Source organism: Micromonospora sp. NPDC051924 (assembly GCF_055586005.1).
In genome coordinates this window covers 14697-40004 of sequence record NZ_JBVJJA010000025.1, presented here as the reverse complement: position 1 = coordinate 40004, position 25308 = coordinate 14697, and the positions used below count along the sequence as shown (strand labels likewise).

Genomic DNA, 25308 nt, shown 5'->3' with positions numbered 1-25308 from the left:
CGCGGGGGAGTCGGCCGCGTCGGCGGCGGGATCGGCACCGGGCGGCCGCCCGCGACGGACCGTCGCGGGCGCCTCGCCACGGCCCCCCGATACCAGTGGGCCGGCCCCGGTCACCCGGTGGTCGGCCCGCAATCAGTATGTCCGTCGCGAGTTGACCGCGGACGCCGGAGTGTTGACGATCCGCGCCTGTTCCAGGTGGCGGGCCCGGTACGCCTGCGGGGTCTCCTGGTACGCGGCGCGGAAGGCCCGGCTGAAGTGCGCCTTGTCGCGGAATCCCCACCGGCCCGCGACGAGCTGGATCGGCTGGTCGCGCAGCGCCGCGTCGGCGAGGTCGCGCCGGCACCGCTCCAGTCGCTGGTGCCGGATGTACGCGGCGACGCCGGTCTCCTCCTCCTCGAAGATCCGGTGCAGCGAGCGGACCGAGATGTGGTGCGCGGCCGCGATGAACTGCGGGCTCAACGACGGGTCGCCCAGGTGCTGCCGGATGTGCGAGCGGACCTGGGCCAGCAGCGCCCGGCGCCGCACCTCGGTGGGGACCGCGTCCTCGGAGACCAGGTGCCGGCCCAGCAGGGTGGAGATCAGGTCCAGCCCGATGCCGCCCAGCCGCTCCGCGTCGGCCGCGTGGTACTGCTCGGGATGCCCGGTGAGCTGGATGAGGTAGTCGGCGAGCAACGCCCCGATCCCCTCGGTGCCGGACATCCGCCCGGCGAACAGGGGAGCGAGCCGGGCGTGCGGCAGCGGCAGGGCGTCGTACGGGATGAAGACCACGATCGAGCCGGACGCCCCGCGCCCGCGGTCGTCGCCGTGATGGCTGAGCTCATGCGGCCGGGCGCAGTCGTAGAAGGTGAGGTCGCCGGGGCCGCAGACACTGTGCTGCCCCTCCTGGTCCACGCTGGCGTTACCGGCGAGGGTCAGCGCCAGCAGATAGCAGTCCGCGTCGGAGCGCTCGATCAGCTTCCGGGTCCGGACGGCGTCCAGCGAGGGGTAGCGGTGGCGGACCAGTTGGAGCGGCCCCAGCTCGATGGTCTCCACCCGCGCGACGAAGTCGTCGGCGTGCTCGGTGCGTACCCGCACCAGCCCGGGGGTGTCGGCGAGCATGTCCAGCCACAGCCCGAAGCGGTCGCGCGGCGGCACCTGCTCGGTGTCCAGGATGTGTCGGTTCAGCTTCGTGTCCATGAGGCTCCCCGTGGTCGTCCGCCCTCCACCATGGCGGACGCCCCACGGCGTCGGCGCGACAGCCGCGGGGCGTCCATTGTGCGACAGGGGTGGGGCGTCAGTCGTTGAGCACCTGGGCGAGCCGGTCCCGGAAGCGCCGCTCCGAGTCGCTCACCACGTCGCCGCCCAGCCCCAGGATGCCGCCGGTGGCGGCCGCGGTGACCACCTGCTCGGCGATCTCCACCAGCCAGTGCTTGTACGCCCCGGCCTGCCCCTCGTCCACCTTCGCGGTCAGCAGGGCGGCCGCCTGGCCGGCCCGGGCGAGGACGTCGTCGATCATCGCCTGCGGCTCGGCGGGCGTGATCACCGGCAGCTCCGCGCCGGCCTCCGGGTCGCCCACCCGGGACACGACCTCGCCGGCGACGGCCGCCACCAGCGGGCTGGCCGACTCCCGCCCCGCCGAGATGGTCTCCAACCCGGCGGCGTTCTCGGTCATGGTGCGCTTGGTGCCGTCGGACTCGGCCGCGCTCGCCGCGGTGAGCACCGCCTGCGGCAGCCCGACCAGCAGGCCCCACTCCTCGTCGGAGAAACCGAACCCGGTGTACGCCGGCTGCTCGATCACGATCAAGCCCCTTTCGCCGTGGTCGTCGTTGTCGTCAACGGGCACCGCCACGGTGCCCGGGTCAGGCTAGTCCAGCGTCAACAGGCCCTGTTCGGACACCACGCGCACGGACAGCGTCTTGTAGCCCACCTCGTCGAAGAGCACCGTCATCCGGTCCTCCTCGTAGCTGAGCACCAGGCCGGCGCCCCACTCCGGGTGCCGGACCTGGCTGTGCACCGGGAACGGCCCGACCGCGCGGTCGTCGGCGACGCTGGTGCCGGCGTGGCAGTTGTCGCAGTGCCCGCAGACCTCGTGCATCTGCTCGCCGAAGTACGCCAGGAGCGCCTGGCCGCGGCAGCCGGTGGTCTCGGCGAAGGCGCGCATCATGTCGGTACGTGACCGGGTGACGGCCTGCTGCCGTTCCGCTTCGGCCAGTGCCGCCCGGCCTGACTCGGCGGCCTTCGGCGCGTACCGGGGGGAGCCGACGCGCTGGCGGGCGTGCGGCTCGACGGCGCCCACCTGCTCCAGCAGGGACAGGTACTGGCCGAGCTTGCGCGGGCCCAGGCCGGTCAGCTCGCGCAGCTCCTTCTTGGTCCGCGCCTGCTTGCGCAGCAGCGCGGCGAGTTCCCGCAGCTCCCGCTCGTCGGGCAGGCCGCCGGTGAAGTACCGCTGGAGCCCGATGTCCTCGGCCCGCCACAGCAGCAGCACCCGGGCCGGCTCACCGTCCCGGCCGGCGCGGCCGATCTCCTGGAAGTAGCTGTCCGGGGAGTCGGGCAGCGCCATGTGCACCACCCAGGCGATGTTCGGCTTGTCGATGCCCATGCCGAACGCCGAGGTGGCCACCATGATCGGCACCTGGTCGGCGAGGAACGCCTCGTGCAGTTCGTGCCGGGCGTTGGTCGGCATGCCGCCGTGGTAGTACTGCGCCGGGAAGCCGGCGTCGGTCAACCGGCCGGCCAGCTCCTCGGCGGCCCGCCGGGTCGGCACGTAGATGATGCCGGGGCGCTTGTCGTCGCGCAGCAGCGCGATCAGCCGGCGCCACCGGTAGTCGTCGGTCGGGCAGTGGGCCACCTCGAGGAAGAGGTTCGGCCGGTCCAGCCCGGAGACCACCACCTCGGGGTCGCGCAGGCGGAGCCGGGCGATGATGTCGTCGCGTACCGGCGGGGAGGCGGTGGCGGTCAGGGCCACCACGGGCGGCCGGCCGATGCCCGCGATCAGGTGCCCGAGCGCCAGGTAGTCGGGGCGGAAGTCGTGCCCCCAGGCGGAGATGCAGTGCGCCTCGTCGATCGCCACCAGGGCCGGCTTCAGCGACCGGACCTCGGCCATCCGGTCCGGGTTGCTCAGCGCCTCCGGGGTGATGAAGAGAAACTCGGCGCGCCCCCGGCGGACCTCCTCGATCGCCTCGGCCTGCTGCGCGGGGGTCTCGTCGGAGCTGATCCGCACCGCCCGCAGCTCGGGACGCTGTCGTTCGTTGAGCGCCGCGATCTGGTCCTGCTGGAGGGCCAGCAGCGGGGAGATCACCACCGTGGGGCCGGGGATCAGGCTGGCCGGGATCTGGTAGATCGCCGACTTGCCGGCGCCCGTGGGCAGCACCACCAGGGCGTCGCGTCGCTTCATCACCGCGCGCATGGCGGCCAGTTGGTTGGGCCGGAGCGCGGTCCAGCCGAAGAGGCTGCGCGCCGCGCGGCGCAACGTCGTCGAGTGCGTGGTCAGTCTCATCAGTGGCCGCAGGTACCCCCGGCGATCACCGCCGAAACCGGGCTGGTTCAGCCCACGAACGGGGCGAGGGCGACCAGGGTGACGACGACCGCGAAGACGCCGGCGAGGTAGCCCGCCGCGCAGGCGCGCGTGATTGCCGGTGCGCGTCGACCGGGCCTCAACGCAGCCGGGGCAGCACCTCGCGCCGGTAGAGGTCGAACAGGCCCGCCCAGTGCGGTCCGGTGTTGGCCACGTAGACCTCGTCGAAACCGGCCTTCGCGTACCTGTCGATCATCTCCAGGTGCGCGTCGGCGCTGTTGCCGCAGACGAACGACTCCGTCATCATCTCCGGCCGGACCAGCTGCGCGGCCTGCTCGAAGTGGCGCGGCGAGGGGAGCACCTGGGACAGCTCGCCCGGCACCCCGGCGTTGGGCCACTTCTCGTAGGCGATCCGCGCCCCCTCGTCCACGCTGTCGGCGTACGCCGCCTTGAAGCCGGCCTGACACGGCTTGTCGCCGCCGCCGGCGTCGCGGAACCGGCGGACCATGTCGGCGTCCGGCATGGTGCTGACGTAGCCGTCGCCGATCCGGGCGGCCAGCTCGATCGACTTCGGACCGAAGCCGGAGACGTGGATCGGCGGGGGCGTGTCCGGCAGCGTGTAGATCCGGGCGTGCTCGACGGTGTAGTGCTTCCCGTGGTGGTTGACGAAGTCGCCGCGCCACAGCTCGCGCAGCACCTCGACGGCCTCTGCCAGCATTTCCAGCCGGACGTCGGTCTGCGGCCAGGCGGCGCCGAGGATGTGCTCGTTGAGCGCCTCCCCGCTGCCCACCCCGAGCACGAACCGGCCCTCGTGCAGCACCGCGCTGGTCGCCGCGGCCTGGGCGATCACCGCCGGGTGGACGCGCATGGTGGGGCAGGTGACCGCGGTGGTCACCGGCAGCCGGCAGACCTGGCTGAGCGCGCCGATGGTGGACCAGACGAAGGGACTCTGGCCCTGCGCGTCGACCCACGGGTGGTAGTGGTCGGAGATCCACAGTGCCTCGAAGCCGGCCCGCTCCGCGCCCCGGGCCTGCTCCAGCAGTTCCGCGGGGGTGTATTCCTCGCTGGACAGAAAATAGCCGATCTTCACGCTGCCCCCTCGCCGGTCCGTACGGACAACGATTGCCGTACCCGGAGGGACGCCGTCCGAACGCCGGTCAGCGGCGGAACATCGCGCGGATCGCGATCAGCAGGAAGAGGCCGCCGAGCACCAGGCCGAGCAGGCGTACGCCGGGAATGTCGGCGGCGGTGGTGGCGTCGGCGAGCAGCGCGGCGGGCATGCTCGCACTCTCCCACGGGCGGTCCGGGTCCGCCAGCAGCTAACAGTTAGGAATGTTGACTATTTAGGGACGCGGGTGTGACCATGTCAGCACCGCCGGGGCGGCGGGCCGTGGGGAGACGGGGGTACGACAGCGCATGAGCGAGCGGATCGTGGGAGCGAGCCCGGACCTGGCGGCCCTGGCCGCGGCCGTCCTGCAGCCGGGGTTCGTCGGCACCACCCCGCCGGCCTGGGTCTGCCGCTGGCTCGGCGAGGGACTCGGCTCGGTGGTCCTGTTCGCCCGCAACGTCGTCGACCACGACCAGCTCGCCGCGCTCACCGCGACGCTGCGGGCCGAGCGACCCGACGTGATCGTCGCGATCGACGAGGAGGCCGGCGACGTCACCCGGATCGAGTCGGCGCGCGGCAGCTCGCGGCCCGGCAACTTCGCCCTCGGCGCGGTCGACGACGAGGGCCTGACCGAGGAGGTCGCCCGCGACCTCGGCGCCGAACTGGCCGCCCTGGGCGTCACCCTGAACTACGCCCCGGACGCCGACGTCAACTCCAACCCGGCCAACCCGGTCATCGGGGTCCGCTCGTTCGGTCCCGACCCGGCCCTGGTGGCCCGGCACACCGCCGCCTGGGTACGCGGACTCCAGGCCGGCGGCGTGGCCGCCTGCGCCAAGCACTTTCCCGGCCACGGCGACACCCGGGTCGACTCGCACCACGACCTGCCCCGCATCGGCGGTGACCGGGCCCGGCTGGACGCGGTCGAGCTGGCCCCGTTCCGGGCCGCGGTGGCCGCCGGGGTGCAGGCGGTGATGACCGGGCACCTGCTGGTGCCGGCGCTCGACCCGGAGTTGCCGGCCACCCTCAGCCCGCGCATCCTCGGCGGGCTGCTCCGCGACGAACTGGGCTTCCACGGGGTGGTGGTGACCGACGCGGTGGAGATGCGGGCGGTCGCCGACCGGTACGGCTTCACCGGCGCCGCGGTGCGCGCCCTCGCCGCCGGGGCGGACGCGATCTGCATCGGCGGGGAGCGGGCCACCGAGGCCGACGCCGCCGAGCTGCGGGACGCCATCGTGGCCGCGGTGATCGCCGGGGAGCTGCCCGAGGAGCGGCTGGCCGAGGCGGCGAAGCGGGTCGGTCAGCTCGCCGCGTGGAGCGTCGCCGCGCGCGCCGACCGGCCGGCCCCGGTCCGGGGCGGCGACGGCTCGGCGGTCGGGCTGGCCGCCGCCCGGCGGGCGGTGCGGGTGGCCGCCGAGGCGGGCCGGCTGCCGCTGGCCGGCCCGGCGCACGTGGTGGAGTTCGCCCCGCCCCGCAACATCGCCATCGGCGAGGAGACCCCGTGGGGGATCGCCGCGCCGCTGGCCGGACTGGTGCCCGGCACCACCACCGCCCGGTACGCCGACGGCGAGGTGCCGGCCGACCCGGCCGCCGACTCGGCCGGCCGCCCGCTGGTGCTGGTGGTGCGCGACCTGCACCGCCACGAGTGGATGCGGGCGGCCGTCACCCGGGCCCTCGCCGCCCGCCCCGACGCGGTGGTGGTCGAGCTGGGCGTGCCCGAGCTGGTCACCGGCGCGGTGCACGTGGCCACCCACGGCGCGACCCGGGCCGCCACGCAGGCCGCCGCCGAGCTGCTCGCCGGCCCCCGCTGACCCCCGGTCCGGCCGGGCGGCGGCGAACCCCGGCCGGTCCGGGCCGGCGAGGGGGCTCAGGGCTCCGGGACCACCAGGTCCGCGTAGTCGGGGTGGCGCTTGATGAACGCGGCCATGAACGGGCACTTCGGCACCACCCGGCCGCCGCGGGCGCGGATCTGGTCCAGGGTGTCCTGGATCAGCGCCGCGCCCACCCCCATGCCCTGGTAGCGCTCGTCCACCTCGGTGTGGGTGAAGACCAGCACCTCGCCCCGCGGCAGGTACGCGGTGAACCCGGCCAGCGCGTCGTCGACCAGGATCTCGAACCGGTGCTTGGCGGGGTTCTCCTCGACCAGGAAGCTCACCGGGCCATTCTCTCCCCGTCGCCGGCCAGCCGGTCCAGTTCGGCCAGCAACCGGTCCACCTCCTCGACGGTGTTGTAGTGGTAGACGCTGGCCCGGACCGCGCCGCCGCTGTCCCGCAGCCCCATGGCGCGGAAGTACTCGTAGGCGTAGTAGTCGCCGGAGGAGAGGCAGCAGCCAACGGCGCCGAGCGCCGCCGCGGTCTCCGCCGGGGTCCGCCCGGCGAGCCGGAACGACACCGTGGGGCAGCGCCGGGCCGGGGAGCCGTACACGGTGACGGCCGGGTGGGCGGCCAGGCCGGCGAGCAGCCGGTCGAAGACCGCCTCCTCGTGCGCCTGGGCGGCGGCCAGCCCGGCCCGCACCCGGTCCCGGCGGCTGCCGGTCGCCGCCGGGTCGAGGGTGGCCAGGTGGTCCACCGCGGCGGCCACCCCGGCCAGCAGCGGGAAGCTCGGCGTGCCGTACTCGAAGCGGTCCGGGACCGCGTCGGAGGAGGGCAGCAGCTTCGCCGGGCGCAGCGTCTCCCACCGGGCCGGATCGGCGACCATCGCCGCCAGGTGCGGCCCCGACCACTTGTACGCGCTGGTGACCAGGAAATCCGCGCCCAGCGAGGCCACGTCGGTGGGGCCGTGCGGCACCGCGTGCACGCCGTCCACGCAGACCAGCGCGCCGGCCGCGTGGGCGGTCTTGGCGATCGCCGCCACGTCCGGCGCGGTGCCGATGGCGTTGCTGCCGGCGGTCACCGCGACCAGCCGGGTGCGCTCGCCGACCAGGTCGGCGTACTGGCCGGCGGGCAACTCGCCGGTCGCCGGGTCGAACTCCGCCCAGCGGACCGTCGCGCCCGCCGCCTCCGCCGCCTGCACCCACGGCCGCACGTTGGCGTCGTGGTCCAGCCGGGAGACCACCACCTCGTCGCCCGGGCGCCAGCCCGCGCCGAGCGTCCGGGCCAGGGTGTACGTCAACGCCGTGGCGCTCGGCCCGAGCACCACGCCCTCGGGCTGCGCGCCGACCAGGTCGGCCACCGCCGAGCGGGCGGCGGCGATCAGCTCGAGCGACCGCCGGCCGGGTACGAAGGCGGTGCTCCGGTTGCCGGTCGCGGCGCCCATTGCGGCGGCGGCCGCGTCGATCACCGGCTGGGCGGTCTGGGTGCCGCCGGCGCCGTCGAAGTGGACGAATCCCTCGGTCAGGGCGGGGTAGGCGGCCCGGGTCCGGGCGATGTCGAAGGGCATGCCGGGACCCTAACGTGCCGCCCGATGATCACCGGGTGGCGGCGGCCTGGCCGGAGTCTCGTACCCTTGGCCGGGTGACGAACCGACGCGTTTCCCCCTCGCCGACCCCCGTCCGTCGCGCCGCCGGCCTGCTCGCCGGCCTCGCACTCGGCGCCGCGCTGCTGGCCGGGTGCAGTTCGGAGGGCGCCTCCACCGACTGCGGCCTGGACTCCTGCACGGTCACCTTCGACCGGGGCGTCGACGCCAGCGCCACCATCCTCGGCGTCGAGGCCAAGCTGATCGGCGCCCAGGGTGACCAGGTCACCGTGGAGGTCGCCGGCGAGCAGCTGTCGCTCACCGTCGGTCAGCAGGCCACCGAGGTGGGCGGCTTCCAGGTGAGCCTGGACAGCGTCACCGACCAGAACGTCGTCATCCGGGTCGCGCGCAACCCCAACAGCTGACCCGCCGGCGCGGGCGGCGGCGGCCGACGTTTGGAAATCTTCGCATCGGGAGATTGTGGCGCCATGTCACTCACCCGGAACGCCGGAGCCACCGCCGCCCAGGCCGCGAACAGCAGGTGGCTCGAACTGTTGACCCGGGCCGGATTCATCGGCTACGGGATCGTGCACCTCCTCTTCGCCTGGATCGCGCTGCAGATCGCCTTCGGCAAGTCGGGGGAGGAGGGCAACCAGAACGGGGCCCTGCGCACGTTGGGCGCCCAGCCGCTGGGCAAGTTCCTGCTCGTGGCGATCGCCGTCGGGCTGTTCGCCATGGCGATCTGGCAGGCCTTCGAGGCGATCACCGGCCAGCGCGGCCTGCAGGGTCGGGACCGGCTCTTCGAGCGGATCACCTCCGTCGTCCGCACCATCGTCTTCGTCTGGCTGGGCTGGACCGCGATCAAGGTCGTCCAGGACGCCAGCGCCAACGCGTCGCAGCAGCAGCAACAGCTCTCCGAGAAGCTGATGGCCTCCGGCGGCGGCCGATTCCTGGTCGGGCTGGCCGGTCTGGTGCTCGCCGCGGTCGGCATCGGCATGGTGATCTACGGCCTCAAGAAGAAGTTCGAGAAGAACCTCAAGATCGGTGAGATGAGCCCGAAGACGCACACCCTGGCCCGTCGGCTCGGCATGGCCGGGTACGCCGCCCGCGGCGCCGTCTTCGCCCTCGCCGGCCTGCTGATCGTGGTGGCGGCGGTCAAATACGACCCGGAGAAGGCCCGGGGCCTGGACGCCGCGCTGCGTACCCTGCGCGACCAGTCGTACGGGCCGGTGCTGCTGACGCTCGCCGCGCTCGGCATCGCCGCCTTCGGCATCTACTGCTTCCTCCAGTCCCGATACCGCCGCGTCTGATCCTGGTCGATATCCGGACCGCCGGGCACCATTGGGCCCTTGCCCGATCCGTCCCCGGTTGGAGGGAGAAAGCGTTCGTGCGGAGCTACCTCGAAACGGCCGTCGCCGCGATTGTCGCGGCGGCGGTCGCTCTTCTGCTGGTCGAGGTGGTGCACCGGGTCACCCGGCGGCTCGGCCGCCGGTCGCTGCTGATGACCGAGCTCACCGACCACTCGCACCGCCCGTTCCAGGTGGCGGCGACCGCGCTCGCCGTGCAGCTCGCCGTCCGGTTCACCACCCTCTACGGGGTGGGCAGCCCGTGGCGGCAGGTCCTGCTGCACGCCCTCGTGCTGGCCGTGATCGCGGCGACCGCCTGGCTGGTCGCCTCGCTGCTGGTGGTGATCGAGGACACCGCGCTGGCCCGGTTCCGGGTGGACGTGCCGAACAACCGGCACGCCCGCCGGGTGCGTACCCAGGTCGTGATGCTCCGCCGAATCACGATCGCGGTGATCGTCATCCTGGCCGTGGGCGTGATGCTGATGACCTTCCCCGCCGTCCGCGGCATCGGCGCCGGCGTGCTGACCAGCGCCGGCGTGGTCGGTGTGGTCGCCGCCCTCGCGGCGCAGAGTTTGCTCGGCAACGTCTTCGCCGGCCTCCAACTCGCCTTCAGCGACGCGGTACGCCTGGACGACGTGGTCGTGGTGGAGGGGGAGTGGGGCCGGATCGAGGAGCTGACCCTCAGCTACGTGGTCGTGCAGATCTGGGACGACCGCCGGCTGATCCTGCCCACCTCGTACTTCACCAGCACCCCGTTCCAGAACTGGACCCGGACCGAGGCGGCGGTGCTCGGCACCGCCGAGCTCGACGTCGACTGGGCGGTGCCGGTGCAGGCGATGCGGGAGGAGCTGCGCCGGCTCTGCGAGAGCACCGAGCTGTGGGACGGCCGGGTGTGCGTGCTCCAGGTGACCGATGCCACGGGCGGCATGATCCAGGTCCGGGCCCTGGTCAGCGCCGCCGACGCCGGCAGCCTCTGGGACCTGCGCTGCCTGGTCCGCGAGCACCTGGTGGCGTGGATCCGCGACCAGCGGCCGACCGCGCTGCCCCGGATGCGCGCCGAGGTGGGCGACGCCGCGGGACCGCTGCCCTGGCAGGTGGTGGCGCCGCGCCGGACGATCCGCCGGCGGCCCGACACCGACATCCCCGACGACGCGCGGGTCTTCGGCGGCAGCGACGACGGCGAGGCCCGCAGCGAGGTCTTCGGCGGCAGCGACGACACCGACGCCCGCGACGCGGCCGGCGCGGACCGGGACGAGCGGGCCGACGCCCGCCGCTGATCCCTTCACCGCCGTACGCGCCGCTGGCCGCCCTTGATCGACTCGACTTGCGGCAGCGCGGGCTGTCCCGATGACGGGAGGCACCGGATTGCGGCAGCGCGTGAGTCGATCAAGGCGACCGTGCGGGCCGATTCGCGCGCCGCGGGTTTGTTTCGCTCGTTCCGGGGGACCTGCTGCGCACGCCCCGGCCTCCGGCCCGCCTTCGGACGGGCCGGGACGCACGGCGGCGCGCGGCCGGGCCGACCGGCCGTTCCGCGCAGGATTGACGGGCGGCGACTCCGGGCATACAGCGCGGTGATGATGAAAGGAGGACAGCATGGCTGACGTCGCGAGTCGCAGCACGTCCCGGACCGGGACCGAGCCGTCCACCGCCGAACTGGTGCAGCGGGCCACCGAGCAGGTCTCCCGCCTGGTGCGGGACGAGCTGGCACTGGCCCGGGCGGAACTGGCCCAGAAGGGCAAGCACGCGGGGATCGGGATCGGTCTGTTCGGCGGCGGCGGGGTGATGGCCCTGTACGGCGCCGGCGCACTGGTCGCCACGGTGATCCTGCTGCTGGCGCTGGTGATGCCCGCGTGGCTGGCCGCCCTGATCGTGGCGGTGGCGCTCTTCCTGCTCGCCGGGATACTCGCGCTGGTCGGCAAGAATCAGGTCAGCCGTGCCGTCCCGCCGGTGCCGGAGGCGACGGTCCGCAGCGTCCGGGCGGACGTGGACACCGTCACCGCCGCGGTGAAGGACGGGAGGCGGGCATGACCGGCAACGGGACCGGCGACGTGGCGGCGCTCCGCGAGGAGATCCGCCGGACTCGGGTGGAGCTCGGTGAGACGATGGAGCTGTTGGCCGCCCGGGCCGACCCGAAGGCCCTGCTGCGGCAGGGTGCCGAGCAGGCGAAGGTGCGGCTGCGCGAGCAGGCGTCGCTGACCGCGGCTCGGGTGCGCGGGCGGGCGGCGAGCAAGGCCCGGCTGGTGCGGGCGCGGGCGTACGAGAAGGGTGGGGCGGTCGGGCGCAGCCCGCTGCCGTGGGCGGCCGTGGCGGCCGGCGCGGTGGCGACCGCGGTGGCGCTGCTGATCGTCCGAGGGAGGCGCAGGTGAGCAACAGGATCGGCAAGGCCGCCTACAAGCCCGTCGGGGTGCTGCTCGGGTTGGCCGCCGGTACGGTCGCCGGGGTGATCTTCCGGCAGGTCTGGAAGATCACGGCGGGCGACGGCGAGGCGCCCAGCGCCACCGACGAGGACCGCCGCTGGGGCGAGATCCTGGCCGCCGCGGCGTTGCAGGGCGCCATCTTCGCGGTCGTCCGGGCCGCTGTGGACCGGGGCGGCGCGGTCGGCGTACGCCGGCTCACCGGCCACTGGCCCGACTGACCTCCGACGCGTGCCGGCCCCTTTCCCACAGCCCGGGGAAGGGGCCTTTCGCATGGTCCGCCCGGTCCACCCAGTGGATCTGCCGCAACCGTCAGGTCACATGTCGGAGAATTTCGTCGGGTAGGCTGTGCGAAGTTTTTGCGTACGTGGTTTGCTGTCTCACGCTGTTGAGAGACGCGTGGGTTGAGAGAAGTCTCCTTCACCGGGGGCCGCCTCAGGCGCCGCTGCTCGAAAACGGCCAATCGGCCGCACGGCGTGCTCGGCCGCCAGTTTTAGAAGGAGATACACATGGCGCAGGGAACCGTGAAGTGGTTCAACGCTGACAAGGGCTTCGGCTTCATCACCGTCGACGGCGGGGGTGCTGACGTGTTCGTCCACTTCTCGGCCATCCAGACCAGCGGCTACCGCACGCTGGAGGAGAACCAGCGGGTGGAGTTCGAGATCGCCCAGGGTCAGAAGGGTCCGCAGGCCGAGCAGGTCCGCCCCATCTGAGCCACCGAGCCGGCCCCCGCCGGCCGGCGCGAAGCCCCGCGTCCCGCTTCGGGATGCGGGGCTTTTCCGTTTCCGTGGCTCGTTTTCAGACTCGGCCGCGCCGGGTTCAGCCACGCCGGCGGCGGGCCCGCATCCCGTACCAGAGGGCGACGAGTCCGATGAGGACGAGCACCGGGCCGATCACCGCCCAGACGCGCCGGCCGGTCATCACGCTGCCGTCCACGTAGCCCAGCCCCTGGACGGTCCAGAGCGCGCCCAGCACGACGGCCAGCAGCCCCACGGTGAGCCGGAACCAGCCCCTCATCGTTCCCCTTCCGACGACGCCCGTCCGGCCCCAGCATGCCCGTCGGCGTCGGCCCGCGGCGGCGCCGCGCCGCGCGGCCGGTCGGCCGGGGTCACCACCGGTCGTGGACCTGCGGCCGGATCAGCTCGTCGTACGTCGCGCGGACGGCGGCCAGTTCCGCGTCGGTGAGCGGTGCCAGGTCGGCCGTGGCGGCGTTGCGTCGGGCCTGCTCGGCGTCGCGCGCGCCGGGGATGACCACGGTGACGCCGGGCTGGTCGAGGATCCAGCGGAGCGCGAACTGGGCCATGGTGCGCTCGGTGCCGACCAGCGGGGCGAGCCGGCGCACGGCGGCCAGGCCGAGGTCGTAGTCGACGCCGGAGAAGGTCTCGCCGACGTCGAAGGATTCGCCGTGCCGGTTGAAGTTCCGGTGGTCGTTCGCCGGGAAGGTGGTGTGCTCGTCGTACCGGCCGGAGAGCAGCCCGCTGGCCAGGGGCACCCGGGCGATGATGCCGACCCCGGCCGCGGCCGCGACGGGCAGCACCCGCTCCAGGGGCTTGTGCCGGACCGCGTTGAGGATGATCTGCACGCTCGCCACGCCGGGGCGGGCGATGGCGGTGAGCGCCTGGTCGCAGGTCTCCACGCTGACCCCGTAGCCGGCGATCCGCTGCTCGGCGACCAGGGTGTCCAGGGCGTCGAAGACCCGGTCGTCGGCGAAGACCGGGGTGGGCGGGCAGTGCAGCTGCACCAGGTCGAGGGTGTCCACGCCGAGGTTGGCCCGGGAGCGGTCGGTCCAGGCCCGGAAGTTGTCCAGGATGTACGCCTCCGGCGTCTGCGGCACCCGCCGGCCCATCTTGGTGGCGACGGTGAGCCCGTGCCCGGGGTGCTCGCGCAGGAACCGGCCGATCAGCAGCTCGCTGCGGCCGTCGCCGTACACGTCGGCGGTGTCCAGGGAGGTGACCCCGGCGTCGACGGCGGCGGCCAGGACGTCCAGGGCGGCGCTCTCGCTGACCTCGCCCCAGTCGGCGCCGAGCTGCCAGGCGCCGAGTCCGACGATGCCGACGTGCCGGCCGAGCCGGTCGAAGCTGCGCTGTTCCACGGCTCCGAGCCTAGTGATGCCCTTGCCGAGCCGCGCGTCGGGCCGTACGGTCTAGCAAGACGTACGTACGGTTTGGAGGAAGTCATGTGGGACCCGACCACCTATCTGCGCTACGGCGACGAGCGCTCCCGACCCTTCCACGACCTGCTGGCCCGGGTCCCGGCGGAGCGACCCCGGGCGGTCGTCGACCTCGGCTGCGGCCCGGGCACGCTGACCGCCACGCTCACCGGTCGCTGGCCCGACAGCCGGATCGCCGGCCTGGACTCCTCCGCCGAGATGATCGCACGGGCCCGCGCCCTGACCCGGGTCCGCGCCCTGGCCGGGGCCGGCGCCCTGGCCGAGCCGATCTCCTTCACCATCGGCGACGTCCGGGCCTGGAACCCGGAGCCGGACGTGGACGTGGTGGTCTGCAACGCCGTGCTCCAGTGGGTGCCCGGCCACCAGGAGCTGCTCACCCGCTGGGCCGCCGAGCTGCCGCCGGGGACCTGGCTGGCGTTCCAGGTGCCGGGCAACTTCGCCGCGCCGTCGCATCGGGCGCTGCGCGAGGTCGCCGGGCGGGACCGCTGGCGCGACAGCGTCGCGCCGCTGCTGCGCGAGGCGCCCGTCGACGACCCGGCCGACTACGCGGCGCTGCTGGTCGGTGCCGGCTGCGCGGTCGACGCCTGGGAGACTACCTACGTGCACCTGCTCCCGGCCGCCGCCGACGCGGACCACCCGGTGCTCGCCTGGATGGAAGGGACCGCGCTGCGCCCGGTCCGGGCCGCGCTGGACGCCGCCGGCTGGGCGGACTTCCGCGCCGAGCTGGGGGTACGCCTCGCCCAGGCGTACCCGGTGCGGCAGGGTCAGGTGTACTTCCCGTTCCGCCGGATCTTCGTGGTGGCCCGTACCGGCGCCCGCGCAGAGGAGAATTCGTGACCGACCTGCCCACCTTCATCGCCGGACTGCCCAAGGTGGAGCTGCACGTGCACCACGTCGGCTCCGCCTCGCCCCGGATCGTCGCCGAGCTGGCCGCCCGGCACGAGGGGCGCAGCCCGGTCCCGGCCGACCCGGAGGCGCTCGCCGACTACTTCGCGTTCCGCGACTTCGCCCATTTCATCGAGGTCTACCTCAGCGTGGTGGACCTGATCCGGGACGCCGACGACGTCTGGCTGCTGACCCACGAGGTGGCCCGGGAGCTGGCCCGGCAGCAGGTGCGGTACGCCGAGCTGACCGTCACCCCGTACTCCCACGTCCACCGGGGCATCCCCGCGCCGGCGTTCTGCGAGGCGATCGAGGACGCCCGCAAGCGGGCCGAGGCGGACTTCGGCATCGCCCTGCGCTGGTGCTTCGACATTCCCGGTGAGGCGGGCCTGCCGGCCGCCGAGGAGACCCTGCGGATCGCGCTGGAGGAGCGGCCCGACGGGCTGATCAGCTTCGGCCTGGGCGGGCCCGAGATCGGGGTGCCCCGGCCGCAGTTCAAGCCGTACTTCGACCAGGCCCGGGCGGCCGGGCTGCGCTCGGTGCCGCACGCCGGCGAAACCACCGGCCCGGAGACGATCTGGGACGCGCTGCGCGAGCTGGGCGCGGAGCGGATCGGCCACGGCATCGCCGCCGTGCTCGACCCGGAGCTGCTGACCCACCTCGCCGAGCGGCGGATCCCGCTGGAGGTCTGCCCCACCTCCAACGTCCGCACCCGCGCGGTGGCCACCATCGAGGAGCACCCGCTGCGGCAGCTCGTCGAGGCCGGGGTGCCGGTCACCATCAACTCCGACGACCCGCCGATGTTCGGCACCACCCTGAACGACGAGTACGCGGTGGCCGCGCGGCTGCTCGACCTCGGCCCCGAGGGACTCGCCGCGCTGGCCCGCGACGCGGTCGTCGCGTCGTTCCTGGAGCCCGGCGAGCAGGCCCGGATCAACGGTGAGATCGACGCCTACCTGGCGGCCGCGACACGCTGACCGGACGGGACGGCACCGGCCGCCGCGACACCCGTAGCGGCCGGCGCCGCCCGGACAGCGCCAGGGCGACCCCGAGCACGCCGACCGAGGCGGCCAGCCCGGGTCCGGGCGCGCCGGGCCCGGGGCGGGCCGGGCCGTACGCGAGCACCGGGTCCTGCCAGACGGCGAGCGTGAGGGCGACACCCGCCCCGATCACGGCGGCCCAGCGGAGCAGGCGGCTGACGGTCGGTGTCATCACGGTCACCTCACGCCCGGGGTGCGGTTCGACGGGGAGTGGCGCGCGACGGGAGCGAGGTGTGGGGGGACCGAACTCCCGCCGCGCGCACGCTCCACCGACCGGAGGTGTTACGGGGCGTCCCGGCCGGTGGAACTGATGGGTTCGGTCCTGATCCTGACAGTCCGGGGTGGCCGGCCGGCCGTCGTTAACCCTTATCTAAGGAAGACTTGCGTCGGCCCACAACCGGACCGGTCAGCGGGGCCGCGGCCAGCGGCGGGCACTGCTCTTCTGCTCCCGCACGTCCCGGGCCATCCGGCCGACCAGCCCGAACCGGTTGACCTGCCGCGGAATCGCCTCCGGGTCGGCGAGCAGCATCACCACACTGGCCCCGCCCAGCCCGGCCCGGTCGATGCTGACCGACCCGTTGGCCTGCAAGGCGACCCGCTTGGCGATGTCCAGCCCCAGGCCGGTGGAGCCCCGGTCGCTGGCGCCGCGGCGCAGCGCCCGGTCGGGGTCGGCGATGCCCGGGCCGGCGTCGTCGATCCGGATCGCCACCCAGCCGTCGCGCCGGCTCACCGCCACCTCGAACGCGGTGCCCTGAGGGGTGTAGCGGAAGACGTTGCCGATCACCGCGTCGAGCGCGGCGGCCAGCTCGGCCCGGGGAACCGGCGCCGGGATGCGCAGTTGGGCGCCGGTCACCCGGTGCGGCCGGTTCTGGTCGCCCGCCAGCGCCGACCAGAAGACCATCCGGTCCCGGACCACCTCGCTGACATCGCAGCTGGCCGGCCCGGTCTCCTGGCTGACCGCCTTGCGGGTGGTCTTGATCAGCTGGTCGACCTCGCCCTCCAGGGTGACGATGGCCTGCCGGATCCGCCGGATGCCCCGGCGGCGGTCCAGTTCCGCCTCGCTGAACGTGCCGATGCTCGTGTCGTCGGACTCCAGCGCCTCGGCGTCCAGCCGCAGTGCGGTCAGCGGGGTGCGCAGCCGGTGGGAGAGGTCGGCTACCAGCTCCCGCTCGTCGGCGCGCAGCGCGACCAGGCGCTCCGCCATCCGGTTGAAGGCATGGCCGACCTCGGCCAGCTCCCGCGGGCCGGCGGGCTCGACCCGTACCCCCAGGTCGCCGTCACCGACCGCGAGCGCCGCCTTGACCAGTTCCCCGGTGGCGTCCGCCGCGCGGGCGGCCACCCGGTCGACCACGATCACCGCGGCCCCGACCAGCGCCACCGCCACGGTGAGCAGCAGCAGCCACCGGTCGCGGGCGCCCTCGTCGAGCACCCGGTCGGGGACGAAGACCTCCACCACGGCCACCTTGTCACCCAGCACCACCGGGTCCAGCCGGAGCACGCCGCCGGGCACGTCGGTGACCAGGGAGTGTCGCTCCGCCTCGGCCCGGGCCAGCGTCGCCGCGTCGGCCCGGCCGCGGGCCTCGTCGTCCCCGATGCCGTGCACGACCGGTCGCAGCGCCGGGTCGTCCCCGCTGGCCGCCACCGCCCGCCGGACGACGACCGGATCGGTGCTGACCGCGAGGGCGCCGGTGACCAGTGCGGCGCGCCGGGCCGCGTCGTCCAGCTTCTCGTCGCGGGAGTGGTCGCCGAGGGTGATCCCGAGGGGGACGAGGAAGGCGAGCGCGACGAGGCTGCACATGCCGGCCGTGAGCCAGGCCAGCGTCGACCTCAGTCCGGCGCCACCAGCCGGAAGCCGACCCCCCGCACGGTGCGCAGGTAGCGCGGCTTCGCCGCGGACTCGCCCATTTTGCGGCGCAGCCAGTACAGGTGAACGTCGATGGTCTGGTCCTCGCCGACCGATGGCTGCCGCCATACCTCCTCCAAGAGTTCCCGCCGGGACACTACGCGGCCGGGACGTGCGGCGAGATACGCCAGCAGGTCGAATTCCTTGCGGGTCAGCGCGAGCGGCTCGCCGTCCAGCACCGCGCTGCGCTCGCCGACGTCGACCCGCAGGCCGCTCACCGTGTGCACGGCCGGCTGTACGGCCCGGCTGGCCCGGCCGGCCCGGCGCAGCACCGTGGTGATCCGGGCGTCCAGGTGCGCCCCGGTGAACGGCTTGACCATGTAGTCGTCGGCGCCCGCCCGCAGCAGCCGGACCACGGACTGCTCGTCGTCCCGCGCGGTGGCGATGATGATCGGCACGTCGGTGATGCCGCGCAGCATGCGCAGCGCGTCGGAGCCGTCCAGGTCGGGCAGGCCGAGGTCGAGCACGACCAGGTCGGGCGTCTCGGCGGCCACCCGGCGCAGCGCGTCCAGCGCCGTGCCGACGGCGTGCACGGCGTGCCCCCGGTCGGTGAGGGACCGCAACATCGCGCCGCGTACGACGTGATCGTCTTCGACCAGGAGGACGGTTGCCACGTCAGCACCGTACTCGGCGTGGCAAGTTGATCGCGTTGCGGCACTCTGCGGAACGGGGCAAGCTGGGACGGCGATGACGTTCACCCTCTTCCCCGACACCCGCCTCGCGCTCGCCCGTGACTCGCTCGCCGGCCTCTCCGTCGGCGACGCCCTCGGCTCCCAGTTCTTCGTCCCCGGCCGGCGCCCGGCGGACCTGGCCGCCGGCCGGCTGCCCGCGCCGCCCTGGCCGTGGACCGACGACACGGAGATGGCCTGCTCCGTGGTCGCCGAGCTGAACGCGTCGGGGCGGATCGACCGGGACCGGTTGGCGCTCGCCTTCGCCGAGCGTTGCGAGCCGTACCGGGGGTACGGGCCGGGGGCGGTGACCATCCTGCGGCTGATCCGGACCGGCACCCCCTGGCCGGTGGCCGCCGCCGCCGCGTTCGACGGGCAGGGCTCCTGCGGCAACGGCGCCGCCATGCGGGTCGCCCCGCTCGGCGCCTGGTACGCCGACTCGACCCGCCGCGCCGCCGACCAGGCCCGCGCCGCCGCCGAGGTGACCCACGCCCACCCGGAGGGCATCGCCGGGGCGGTCGCGGTGGCGGTGGCCGCCGCGCTGGCCGCCCGGGCCCGGCTCGACGGGGACCGGCCCGACCCGGCGCGGTTCCTCGGTGCGGTGGCCGGCGCGCTGGACCCGGTCGGCGCGGTGCACCGGGGCGTACGCCGGGCCGCGGCGCTGCTCGGGCACCCGGCCGAGGATGCCGTCGCCGCGCTCGGCAACGGCTCCCGGGTGACCGCGCAGGACACCGTCCCGTTCACCCTCTGGGCCGCCGCCACCCACCTCGACGACTACCCGTCCGCGATCCGGGCCTGCGTGGTGGCCGGCGGGGACGTGGACACCACCGCGGCCATCGTCGGCGGGGTGGTCGCCGCGTACACCGGGGTGGGCACCGAGGGCGGCGTCCCGGACGGCTGGCTCGCCGCCCGCGAGCCGCTCCCCACCTGGCTGGCCACCCACGCTTGACCCGCCCCGCCTTGCCCTCCAAGATCCGCGCACTTTCCTGGAAAGAGGGCCCTTCCCGCCGCCGCGAGGCCACTCTTTCCCGGAAGAGGGCCCTACCCGCTGCCGCGAGGCCACTCTTTCCCGGAAAGCGTGGGCTCGCGTCCGTCCGCGCCACCTCCGCCGGCGTGCGGCCTCGTGCGCCGGGGCCTTCACCGGTCGGAGGCAGCACTTTCCGTGAAGGTGGCCCCTTCGGGCCTGTGGAGGCAGCACTTTCCCGGAAAGTGCTGCCTCCGCAGGCCCGCCAGCGGCAGGCGTTGGCGGGGCGGGGGGTCGGGTCAGTGGGCGGGCGCGGCGGCGGTCGACCGGTCGTCGGCGGTGAGGACGGGCTCGCCGGTGTCGCCCCGGGCGGGGTAGGGCTCGCCGGTGTCGCCCCGACCACGGCGGGGCCCGCCCGTGTCGGCCGGCTCCGGATCGCCGGCGTCGTCGGTGGGGGCCCTGTCGTCGGCGGCGTCGCCGGCGGGAATCCCGTCGTCCGCGGCGTCGTCCGCGGCGGGGCGGGTCAGCGTTTCGCGTCGCCGGCGGCTGAGCAGCCAGCCCAGGGCCGCGCCGCCGCCGAGCCCGGCGAGCAGGCCGCCACCGAGCAGGAGATCCGCGCTCGGGCCGTCGTCGCCGGCCGGCCCCGCCGCCGGACCGGCCGCCGGTCCCGCCGCGTCGGCCGGCGCCTCGGCGAGGGTTCCGTCGTGTCCGTCGTGTCCGTCGTGTCCGCCGGCGTTCGGCAGCGCCGGCAGCAGCGGCACCGTCGGGGCCGGGTGCGCGCCGCCCGGCGGGTCGACCCACCGGACCACGGTCCCGTCGGCGTACGTCTGGACCACCTGGAAGGTGAGTCGGTCGGTGGCCGGCATCGGGCCCATGCCCAGCGACAGCCGGGCGGGGCCGGCCGCCCCGGGCATCCGGATCCAGGTCACCGCGTCGGTCACCTGGTCCAGCTCGGCGGCGTGGATGCCGGCGACCGGCCGGTCGAGGGAGCGGGTGGTGATGCTCGGCGCCCAGCCCGGCACCGACAGGGGGTAGACCTCGCCGATCGGCGCGTCCGCCGGCATCCGCAGCTCGATCCGGGTGGTCCGGCTGCCGGACCGCACCTCGGGCAGCACCACGGCCAACTCGATCGCGTCGCCCTGGCGCACCTGCGCGGGTGAGGTCGTCACCGTCACCTCGGCCGCGCTCGCGGCGCCGGGCCAGCCCGCCGCCCCCACCGCGGCGGCGAGCAACGCCACCGCCCACCACCGGCCCCGACGGTTCATCCGCATGGTCGCCCCCATCCGTCTCGAACGCGGGCCGGCACCGGCTCCGGCCACACCCGGTAGTTCGGTCCGGAGCACGGAAAGGTTCAACGGGGGACGGAACTCGCCGGGGCCACCGGTCGGGACGACGCGGCGTCGCCGACGGTGCGGTACGGGCGACCGATAGCATCGCAGGGGCCGGCAACCGGCACCTCCGATACCCATCGACGACAGGAGTCACCGTGTCCGCACCCCGTACCCCCGTCGTGGCCGACCCCGTCGTCGTCGCCGCCGGGACGACGGCGGCCGACGCGGTGGCCGCGGCCGGACTGCCGATGACCGGCCCGAAGGCCGTCGTGGTGGTCCGTGACCCGCTCGGCCAGCTGCGCGACCTGGACTGGAAGCCGGCTGAGGAGATCAGCGTCGAGCCGGTCTCCGTCGACTCCCCGGACGGGCTGAACGTGCTGCGCCACTCGACCGCGCACGTGCTCGCCCAGGCCGTGCAGGACGTCTTCCCCGAGGCCAAGCTCGGCATCGGCCCGCCCATCGAGAATGGCTTCTACTACGACTTCCAGGTCGACAAGCCGTTCCAGCCGGACGACCTGGCCAAGCTCGAGAAGCGGATGCAGGAGATCGTCAAGTCCGGCCAGCGGTTCCGCCGGCGCCGTTTCACCAGCCTGGACGAGGCGCGGACCGAGCTGGCCGCCGAGCCGTTCAAGCTGGAGCTGATCGACGTCAAGGGGGAGGGGCTGGACTCCTCCGAGGTGATGGAGGTGGGCGGCGGCGAGCTGACCATCTACGACAACCTCGCCGCGAACGAGGACAAGGTCTGCTGGTCGGACCTCTGCCGGGGCCCGCACCTGCCGAACACCCGGCTGATCGGCGCGTTCAAGCTGATGCGGTCGGCCGCCGCGTACTGGCGGGGCTCGGAGAAGAACCCGCAGCTCCAGCGGGTGTACGGCACCGCGTGGCCGACCCGGGACGAGCTGAAGGCGTACCTGAAGCTGCTGGAGGAGGCCGCCCGGCGCGACCACCGCAAGCTCGGCGCCGACCTGGACCTGTTCAGCTTCCCCGACGAGATCGGCTCCGGCCTGGCGGTCTTCCACCCCAAGGGCGGCGTGCTCAAGCGGGTCATGGAGGACTACGTCCGCACCCGCCACATCGAGGAGGGCTTCCAGTACGTCGGGAGCCCGCACATCTCCAAGGAAGGTCTCTTCCACACCTCGGGACACCTGCCCTACTACAAGGACACGATGTTCCCGCCGATGGAGATGGAGGGCAGCGACTACTACCTCAAGGCGATGAACTGCCCGATGCACAACCTGATCTACCGGTCGCGCGGGCGGTCCTACCGTGAGCTGCCGATGCGGCTGTTCGAGTTCGGGTCCGTCTACCGGTACGAGAAGTCGGGCGTGATCCACGGGCTGACCCGGGTGCGCGGCTTCACCCAGGACGACTCGCACTCCTACTGCACCCGGGAGCAGGCGCCGGCCGAGATCAAGCACCTGCTCGGCTTCGTGCTCAGCCTGCTGCGGGACTTCGGCATCGACGACTTCTACCTCGAGCTGTCGACCCGCGACGACGCCAAGCCGGACAAGTTCGTCGGCACGGACGAGGACTGGGCGACCGCCACCGCCGTGCTGGAGCAGTGCGCGCGGGAGACCGGGCTCGACCTCGTCCCCGACCCGGGCGGCGCGGCCTTCTACGGCCCGAAGATCTCGGTGCAGGCCAAGGACGCCATCGGCCGCACCTGGCAGATGTCGACCATCCAGTACGACTTCAACCAGCCGAAGGGCTTCGGGCTGGAGTACCAGGCGGCCGACGGCACGCGCCAGCAGCCGGTCATGATCCACTGCGCCAAGTTCGGCTCGATCGAGCGCTTCATCGGCGTGCTCACCGAGCACTACGCCGGCGCGTTCCCGGCCTGGCTCGCCCCGGTGCAGGTGGTGGGCATCCCGATCCGGGAGGACCACGCCGACTACCTCCAGGACTTCGTCACCACGCTGCGCAAGCAGGGGATCCGGGCCGAGGTCGACGCGGGCGACGACCGGATGCAGAAGAAGATCCGTAACGCCCAGCAGCAGAAGATCCCGTTCATGGTGATCGCCGGTGACGACGACGTGGCCGCCGGCACGGTCTCCTTCCGCTACCGGGACGGGTCGCAGCGCAACGGCGTGCCGATCGCCGAGGCGGTGGCGCACGTGGTCGACGTGGTCACCTCGCGGACCAACGCGGGGCCGTCGGCCGAGGGCTGACCGTACGACCTGCCGACACGGCGGCGTTCCGGGCGACCGGACGCCGCCGTGTCGCGTCTCCGGGGCCGGCCGCCGGTGCCCGGTCCTGCCGTGCGCCCGCGGCCGGCCCCGGCGGGACGGCCGTAGGATCTGCGGTGTGACTGGGGCGGATCGACGGTTCGAGGACGGCACCGACAACGGTCTGGCGGACGGGCTGGAACGGCTCTGGACGCCGCACCGGATGACCTACATCTCGGGCGAGGACCGTCCCGAGGGCGGCTACGAGAAGCCCACTGGCTGCCCGTTCTGCCGTGCCCCCGGCCTGCCGCCGGACGAGAGCCTGATCGTCGCCCGGGGCGAGCACGTCTTCGCGGTGCTCAACCTCTACCCGTACAACCCGGGCCACCTGCTGATCTGCCCGTACCGGCACGTCGCCGACTACACCGAGCTGGACGTCCCGGAGACCGCCGAGCTGGCCGCGTTCACCAAGGACGCCATGCGGGTGGTCCGCCGGGTCTCCAACGCGCACGGCTTCAACCTGGGCATGAACCAGGGTGGCGTGGCCGGCGCCGGCATCGCCGCCCACCTGCACCAGCACGTGGTGCCGCGCTGGGGCGGGGACGCCAACTTCATGCCGGTGATCGGCCGGACGAAGGTGCTGCCGCAGCTGCTCGCCGACACCCGGGACCTGTTCGCCAAGGCCTGGCCGGTCTGACCCGGGCGCCGGCGGCCGCGCGCCGGCCGTACCTCAGCGCAGCCGGCCCCGGACGCGGGCCAGCCGCCGGCGGGCGGTGGCGGCGGTGCGCTGGGCCGACTCGGCCCGGTCGGTCGCGAGCTGCGCGCGGACGGCGAGCTGGCGCAGCCGGCGGGCGACCATCTGGTCACCGTGCCGGGCGATCCAGAGGCAGACCCCGGCGAGCGGCAGCTCGACCAGTACGGCGAGCAGCACCGACACCACCAGGTCCGGGCCGCGCGGGGTGGTGACCACGTCGAACCAGGCGTCCACCGCCAGCATGGTCGCGGTGCCGGCGGCGGCGAGCACCACCTGCCGGTCACCCCGGTACGCGTGCCAGGCGGTCAGCCCGAGCAGGGCCACCAGGCCCAGGTCGAAGCCGACCCAGGCGGCCCGGTAGTGCACGGTCACGGTGTGCCGGGGCAGGGTCAGCGCCAGGTAGCCGATCCAGGGCAGGGTGAGCAGGGCCAGCGCCACGAAGGTGGGCGCCACCCAGCGCGGCACCGGCCGCACCTCGGTCGCCCGGTCGATCTCGTCCGTCGTCGTGCTCATCGTTCCTCCGCCGGTCACGGGCCGCCGACCGACCGTGCCTGCGGGCTGCACGCGTCGTGACTTCCTTCCCGTCAAGTGTGCTCGAAGTGGCAGGATGCGGCGATGGCAGTCAGCACGCGGACGTTGGGCCGCAGCGGCATCGAGGTCAGCGCCCTCGGCATGGGGTGCTGGGCGATCGGCGGGCCGTGGGCGGAGGGGTCCCGGCCGCTGGGCTGGGGCGCGGTCGACGACGCGGAGTCGGTACGGGCGGTCCGCCGCGCACTCGACCTCGGGGTGACCCTCTTCGACACCGCCGACACGTACGGGGCCGGGCACGGCGAGCGGATCCTCGGCCGGGCGCTCGCCGGCCGCCGCGATCGGGCGGTGATCGCCACCAAGTGGGGCTACACCTTCGACGAGGCGACCCGGCAGGCCACCGGGGAGGACGCCTCGCCCGGGTACCTGCGCCGGGCGGTCACCGACTCGCTGCGCCGGCTGGACACCGACCGGATCGACCTCTACCAGCTGCACCTCGGGGACCTGCCGGTGCCGCGTGCCGAGGCGCTGATCGACACCCTCGAGGAGCTGGTCGCCGACGGGCTCGTCCGGGCGTACGGCTGGAGCACCGACCGGGCCGACCGGGCCGGCGCGTTCGCCCAGGTCGCCCGCCGGGCCACGGCGGTGCAGCACGGCCTGTCGGTGCTTCGCGACGCACCGGCCATGCTGGCCGCCTGCGACAAGCATGACCTGGCCAGCATCGCCCGCGGGCCGCTCGGGATGGGGCTGCTGACCGGGAAGTACACGCCGGAGTCCACGCTGCCCCGCGACGACGTGCGGGGCACCGCGCCGACCTGGCTGGAGTGGTTCCGCAGCGGCCGGCCGGCGCCCGAGTGGCTGCGCCGGGTGGCCGCCGTGCGGGGCGCGCTGACCGCCGACGGCCGGACCCTCGCCCAGGGTGCCCTCGGCTGGATCTGGGCGCGCAGCGGCCGGACCGTGCCGATCCCGGGGGCGCGCACGGTCGCCCAGGTCGAGGAGAACGCGGCGGCGCTGCGTTGGGGCCCGCTCGCCGCCGACCACTTCGCCGAGGTGGAACGCCAGCTCGCCGCCCTGCGCTCGGCCGCCCTGCGGGACGCCGATCGCCCGCACTGGCCGATGCCCCCCGTTCCCGCCGCCCGCCCCTGACGCCTC

General features: G+C 74.2%; 28 protein-coding genes. 14 read left to right on the top strand and 14 right to left on the bottom strand.

Annotated features, from left to right (window positions below; genetic code table 11):
* Window positions 1-132 precede the first annotated feature (132 nt).
* The 5 genes from ACZ6S5_RS20465 to ACZ6S5_RS20445 all read right to left on the bottom strand — a co-directional run bounded on the left by ACZ6S5_RS20465 (window position 133) and on the right by ACZ6S5_RS20445 (window position 4773).
* Complete coding sequence (locus tag ACZ6S5_RS20465; RefSeq protein ID WP_466002622.1) at window positions 133-1176, bottom strand: AraC-like ligand-binding domain-containing protein; 1044 nt, start codon at window positions 1174-1176, stop codon at window positions 133-135.
* Window positions 1177-1273: 97 nt separating this feature from the next.
* The gene (locus ACZ6S5_RS20460; protein WP_466002620.1) at window positions 1274-1777 is read right to left on the bottom strand and encodes a hypothetical protein; all 504 of its coding nucleotides are present in this window, start codon (window positions 1775-1777) and stop codon (window positions 1274-1276) included.
* Window positions 1778-1843: 66 nt separating this feature from the next.
* Window positions 1844-3475 carry a RecQ family ATP-dependent DNA helicase gene (locus ACZ6S5_RS20455; protein WP_466002618.1) on the bottom strand — a complete coding sequence of 544 codons (1632 nt, stop codon included), beginning with the start codon at window positions 3473-3475 and terminating at the stop codon, window positions 1844-1846.
* Window positions 3476-3632: 157 nt separating this feature from the next.
* Window positions 3633-4583, bottom strand: coding sequence for a TIGR03557 family F420-dependent LLM class oxidoreductase (locus tag ACZ6S5_RS20450; protein ID WP_466002616.1), 951 nt, complete (start codon window positions 4581-4583; stop codon window positions 3633-3635).
* A 67-nt stretch (window positions 4584-4650) separates the two neighbouring features.
* Entirely contained in the window at window positions 4651-4773 is a 123-nt protein-coding gene (locus ACZ6S5_RS20445) for a hypothetical protein (RefSeq protein WP_466002614.1), read from the bottom strand.
* Between the two features lie 136 nt (window positions 4774-4909).
* On the opposite strand from ACZ6S5_RS20445, the gene ACZ6S5_RS20440 reads away from it, so the two are divergent.
* Window positions 4910-6409 carry a glycoside hydrolase family 3 protein gene (locus tag ACZ6S5_RS20440; RefSeq protein ID WP_466002612.1) on the top strand — a complete coding sequence of 500 codons (1500 nt, stop codon included), beginning with the start codon at window positions 4910-4912 and terminating at the stop codon, window positions 6407-6409.
* Between the two features lie 56 nt (window positions 6410-6465).
* Here ACZ6S5_RS20440 and ACZ6S5_RS20435 read toward each other — a convergent pair whose 3' ends face one another.
* Window positions 6466-6753 carry a GNAT family N-acetyltransferase gene (locus ACZ6S5_RS20435; protein WP_466002610.1) on the bottom strand — a complete coding sequence of 96 codons (288 nt, stop codon included), beginning with the start codon at window positions 6751-6753 and terminating at the stop codon, window positions 6466-6468.
* Complete coding sequence (locus ACZ6S5_RS20430) at window positions 6750-7976, bottom strand: cysteine desulfurase-like protein (RefSeq protein WP_466002608.1); 1227 nt, start codon at window positions 7974-7976, stop codon at window positions 6750-6752. Before ACZ6S5_RS20430 ends, ACZ6S5_RS20435 begins: the two co-directional genes overlap by 4 nt.
* Window positions 7977-8050: 74 nt before the next feature.
* Between ACZ6S5_RS20430 and ACZ6S5_RS20425 the strand changes: the two genes are divergently transcribed.
* The 7 genes from ACZ6S5_RS20425 (at window position 8051) to ACZ6S5_RS20395 (ending at window position 12464) form a co-directional block, all read left to right on the top strand.
* Window positions 8051-8416: a hypothetical protein gene (locus ACZ6S5_RS20425; protein ID WP_466002606.1), complete on the top strand. Its 366-nt coding sequence runs from the start codon at window positions 8051-8053 to the stop codon at window positions 8414-8416.
* A 63-nt stretch (window positions 8417-8479) separates the two neighbouring features.
* Entirely contained in the window at window positions 8480-9301 is an 822-nt protein-coding gene (locus ACZ6S5_RS20420; protein WP_466002604.1) for a DUF1206 domain-containing protein, read from the top strand.
* Window positions 9302-9378: 77 nt separating this feature from the next.
* Entirely contained in the window at window positions 9379-10614 is a 1236-nt protein-coding gene (locus ACZ6S5_RS20415; RefSeq protein WP_466002602.1) for a mechanosensitive ion channel family protein, read from the top strand.
* Between the two features lie 316 nt (window positions 10615-10930).
* A complete protein-coding gene (locus ACZ6S5_RS20410; RefSeq protein WP_466002600.1) occupies window positions 10931-11365 on the top strand; it encodes a phage holin family protein in 435 nt (144 codons plus the stop codon).
* Window positions 11362-11703, top strand: coding sequence for a DUF3618 domain-containing protein (locus ACZ6S5_RS20405; protein ID WP_466002598.1), 342 nt, complete (start codon window positions 11362-11364; stop codon window positions 11701-11703). The genes ACZ6S5_RS20410 and ACZ6S5_RS20405 overlap by 4 nt, the downstream gene beginning before the upstream one ends.
* Window positions 11700-11972 (top strand): DUF4235 domain-containing protein, encoded by a 273-nt coding sequence (locus ACZ6S5_RS20400; RefSeq protein ID WP_355354688.1) that lies wholly within the window; start codon window positions 11700-11702, stop codon window positions 11970-11972. Before ACZ6S5_RS20405 ends, ACZ6S5_RS20400 begins: the two co-directional genes overlap by 4 nt.
* Before the next feature lie 288 nt (window positions 11973-12260).
* Window positions 12261-12464: a cold-shock protein gene (locus ACZ6S5_RS20395; protein WP_007075740.1), complete on the top strand. Its 204-nt coding sequence runs from the start codon at window positions 12261-12263 to the stop codon at window positions 12462-12464.
* Between the two features lie 106 nt (window positions 12465-12570).
* Here ACZ6S5_RS20395 and ACZ6S5_RS20390 read toward each other — a convergent pair whose 3' ends face one another.
* Window positions 12571-12768 (bottom strand): hypothetical protein, encoded by a 198-nt coding sequence (locus tag ACZ6S5_RS20390; protein WP_466002595.1) that lies wholly within the window; start codon window positions 12766-12768, stop codon window positions 12571-12573.
* Window positions 12769-12859: 91 nt separating this feature from the next.
* On the bottom strand, window positions 12860-13843 hold the full coding sequence (locus tag ACZ6S5_RS20385) for an aldo/keto reductase (RefSeq protein ID WP_466002593.1): 984 nt from the start codon (window positions 13841-13843) through the stop codon (window positions 12860-12862).
* Between the two features lie 84 nt (window positions 13844-13927).
* Between ACZ6S5_RS20385 and ACZ6S5_RS20380 the strand changes: the two genes are divergently transcribed.
* Window positions 13928-14758: a trans-aconitate 2-methyltransferase gene (locus ACZ6S5_RS20380; RefSeq protein WP_466002591.1), complete on the top strand. Its 831-nt coding sequence runs from the start codon at window positions 13928-13930 to the stop codon at window positions 14756-14758.
* Window positions 14755-15780, top strand: a complete 1026-nt coding sequence (locus tag ACZ6S5_RS20375) for an adenosine deaminase (protein ID WP_466002589.1) — start codon at window positions 14755-14757, stop codon at window positions 15778-15780. The genes ACZ6S5_RS20380 and ACZ6S5_RS20375 overlap by 4 nt, the downstream gene beginning before the upstream one ends.
* Here the strand turns inward: ACZ6S5_RS20375 and ACZ6S5_RS20370 are convergent.
* The 3 genes from ACZ6S5_RS20370 to ACZ6S5_RS20360 form a co-directional block, all read right to left on the bottom strand.
* Window positions 15737-16015, bottom strand: a complete 279-nt coding sequence (locus ACZ6S5_RS20370; protein WP_466002587.1) for a hypothetical protein — start codon at window positions 16013-16015, stop codon at window positions 15737-15739. The genes ACZ6S5_RS20375 and ACZ6S5_RS20370 overlap by 44 nt on opposite strands.
* Window positions 16016-16249: 234 nt before the next feature.
* Window positions 16250-17641: a HAMP domain-containing sensor histidine kinase gene (locus tag ACZ6S5_RS20365; RefSeq protein WP_466002585.1), complete on the bottom strand. Its 1392-nt coding sequence runs from the start codon at window positions 17639-17641 to the stop codon at window positions 16250-16252.
* Window positions 17642-17670: 29 nt separating this feature from the next.
* Window positions 17671-18360 carry a response regulator transcription factor gene (locus ACZ6S5_RS20360; protein WP_466002583.1) on the bottom strand — a complete coding sequence of 230 codons (690 nt, stop codon included), beginning with the start codon at window positions 18358-18360 and terminating at the stop codon, window positions 17671-17673.
* Between the two features lie 73 nt (window positions 18361-18433).
* On the opposite strand from ACZ6S5_RS20360, the gene ACZ6S5_RS20355 reads away from it, so the two are divergent.
* Window positions 18434-19363, top strand: a complete 930-nt coding sequence (locus tag ACZ6S5_RS20355; RefSeq protein WP_466002581.1) for an ADP-ribosylglycohydrolase family protein — start codon at window positions 18434-18436, stop codon at window positions 19361-19363.
* Window positions 19364-19677: 314 nt separating this feature from the next.
* Here ACZ6S5_RS20355 and ACZ6S5_RS20350 read toward each other — a convergent pair whose 3' ends face one another.
* Window positions 19678-20649, bottom strand: a complete 972-nt coding sequence (locus ACZ6S5_RS20350) for a DUF1775 domain-containing protein (protein ID WP_466002579.1) — start codon at window positions 20647-20649, stop codon at window positions 19678-19680.
* Window positions 20650-20864: 215 nt separating this feature from the next.
* Between ACZ6S5_RS20350 and thrS the strand changes: the two genes are divergently transcribed.
* Together thrS and ACZ6S5_RS20340 are read left to right on the top strand one after the other, a co-directional pair.
* Entirely contained in the window at window positions 20865-22877 is a 2013-nt protein-coding gene (gene thrS / locus ACZ6S5_RS20345; protein ID WP_466002578.1) for a threonine--tRNA ligase, read from the top strand.
* Window positions 22878-23097: 220 nt separating this feature from the next.
* Complete coding sequence (locus ACZ6S5_RS20340) at window positions 23098-23571, top strand: HIT family protein (RefSeq protein ID WP_466002768.1); 474 nt, start codon at window positions 23098-23100, stop codon at window positions 23569-23571.
* 33 nt (window positions 23572-23604) lie between these two features.
* On the opposite strand, the gene ACZ6S5_RS20335 is transcribed toward ACZ6S5_RS20340, so the two are convergent.
* Window positions 23605-24141, bottom strand: a complete 537-nt coding sequence (locus tag ACZ6S5_RS20335) for a hypothetical protein (protein ID WP_466002577.1) — start codon at window positions 24139-24141, stop codon at window positions 23605-23607.
* A gap of 102 nt (window positions 24142-24243) precedes the next feature.
* On the opposite strand from ACZ6S5_RS20335, the gene ACZ6S5_RS20330 reads away from it, so the two are divergent.
* Window positions 24244-25302 carry an aldo/keto reductase gene (locus ACZ6S5_RS20330; RefSeq protein WP_466002576.1) on the top strand — a complete coding sequence of 353 codons (1059 nt, stop codon included), beginning with the start codon at window positions 24244-24246 and terminating at the stop codon, window positions 25300-25302.
* Window positions 25303-25308 lie beyond the last annotated feature (6 nt).

Excerpts from the sequence above, each read along its gene's own strand:
- ACZ6S5_RS20465 (WP_466002622.1), bottom strand. The coding sequence starts at position 1,176 with ATGGACACGAAGCTGAACCGACACATCCTGGACACCGAGCAGGTGCCG.
- ACZ6S5_RS20455 (WP_466002618.1), bottom strand. The coding sequence starts at position 3,475 with ATGAGACTGACCACGCACTCGACGACGTTGCGCCGCGCGGCGCGCAGC.
- ACZ6S5_RS20445 (WP_466002614.1), bottom strand. The coding sequence starts at position 4,773 with ATGCCCGCCGCGCTGCTCGCCGACGCCACCACCGCCGCCGACATTCCC.
- ACZ6S5_RS20440 (WP_466002612.1), top strand. The coding sequence starts at position 4,910 with ATGAGCGAGCGGATCGTGGGAGCGAGCCCGGACCTGGCGGCCCTGGCC.
- ACZ6S5_RS20430 (WP_466002608.1), bottom strand. The coding sequence starts at position 7,976 with ATGCCCTTCGACATCGCCCGGACCCGGGCCGCCTACCCCGCCCTGACC.
- ACZ6S5_RS20420 (WP_466002604.1), top strand. The coding sequence starts at position 8,480 with ATGTCACTCACCCGGAACGCCGGAGCCACCGCCGCCCAGGCCGCGAAC.
- ACZ6S5_RS20410 (WP_466002600.1), top strand. The coding sequence starts at position 10,931 with ATGGCTGACGTCGCGAGTCGCAGCACGTCCCGGACCGGGACCGAGCCG.
- ACZ6S5_RS20405 (WP_466002598.1), top strand. The coding sequence starts at position 11,362 with ATGACCGGCAACGGGACCGGCGACGTGGCGGCGCTCCGCGAGGAGATC.
- ACZ6S5_RS20395 (WP_007075740.1), top strand. The coding sequence starts at position 12,261 with ATGGCGCAGGGAACCGTGAAGTGGTTCAACGCTGACAAGGGCTTCGGC.
- ACZ6S5_RS20390 (WP_466002595.1), bottom strand. The coding sequence starts at position 12,768 with ATGAGGGGCTGGTTCCGGCTCACCGTGGGGCTGCTGGCCGTCGTGCTG.
- ACZ6S5_RS20380 (WP_466002591.1), top strand. The coding sequence starts at position 13,928 with ATGTGGGACCCGACCACCTATCTGCGCTACGGCGACGAGCGCTCCCGA.
- ACZ6S5_RS20370 (WP_466002587.1), bottom strand. The coding sequence starts at position 16,015 with ATGACACCGACCGTCAGCCGCCTGCTCCGCTGGGCCGCCGTGATCGGG.
- ACZ6S5_RS20365 (WP_466002585.1), bottom strand. The coding sequence starts at position 17,641 with ATGTGCAGCCTCGTCGCGCTCGCCTTCCTCGTCCCCCTCGGGATCACC.
- ACZ6S5_RS20355 (WP_466002581.1), top strand. The coding sequence starts at position 18,434 with ATGACGTTCACCCTCTTCCCCGACACCCGCCTCGCGCTCGCCCGTGAC.
- ACZ6S5_RS20350 (WP_466002579.1), bottom strand. The coding sequence starts at position 20,649 with ATGCGGATGAACCGTCGGGGCCGGTGGTGGGCGGTGGCGTTGCTCGCC.
- ACZ6S5_RS20340 (WP_466002768.1), top strand. The coding sequence starts at position 23,098 with ATGACCTACATCTCGGGCGAGGACCGTCCCGAGGGCGGCTACGAGAAG.
- ACZ6S5_RS20335 (WP_466002577.1), bottom strand. The coding sequence starts at position 24,141 with ATGAGCACGACGACGGACGAGATCGACCGGGCGACCGAGGTGCGGCCG.
- ACZ6S5_RS20330 (WP_466002576.1), top strand. The coding sequence starts at position 24,244 with ATGGCAGTCAGCACGCGGACGTTGGGCCGCAGCGGCATCGAGGTCAGC.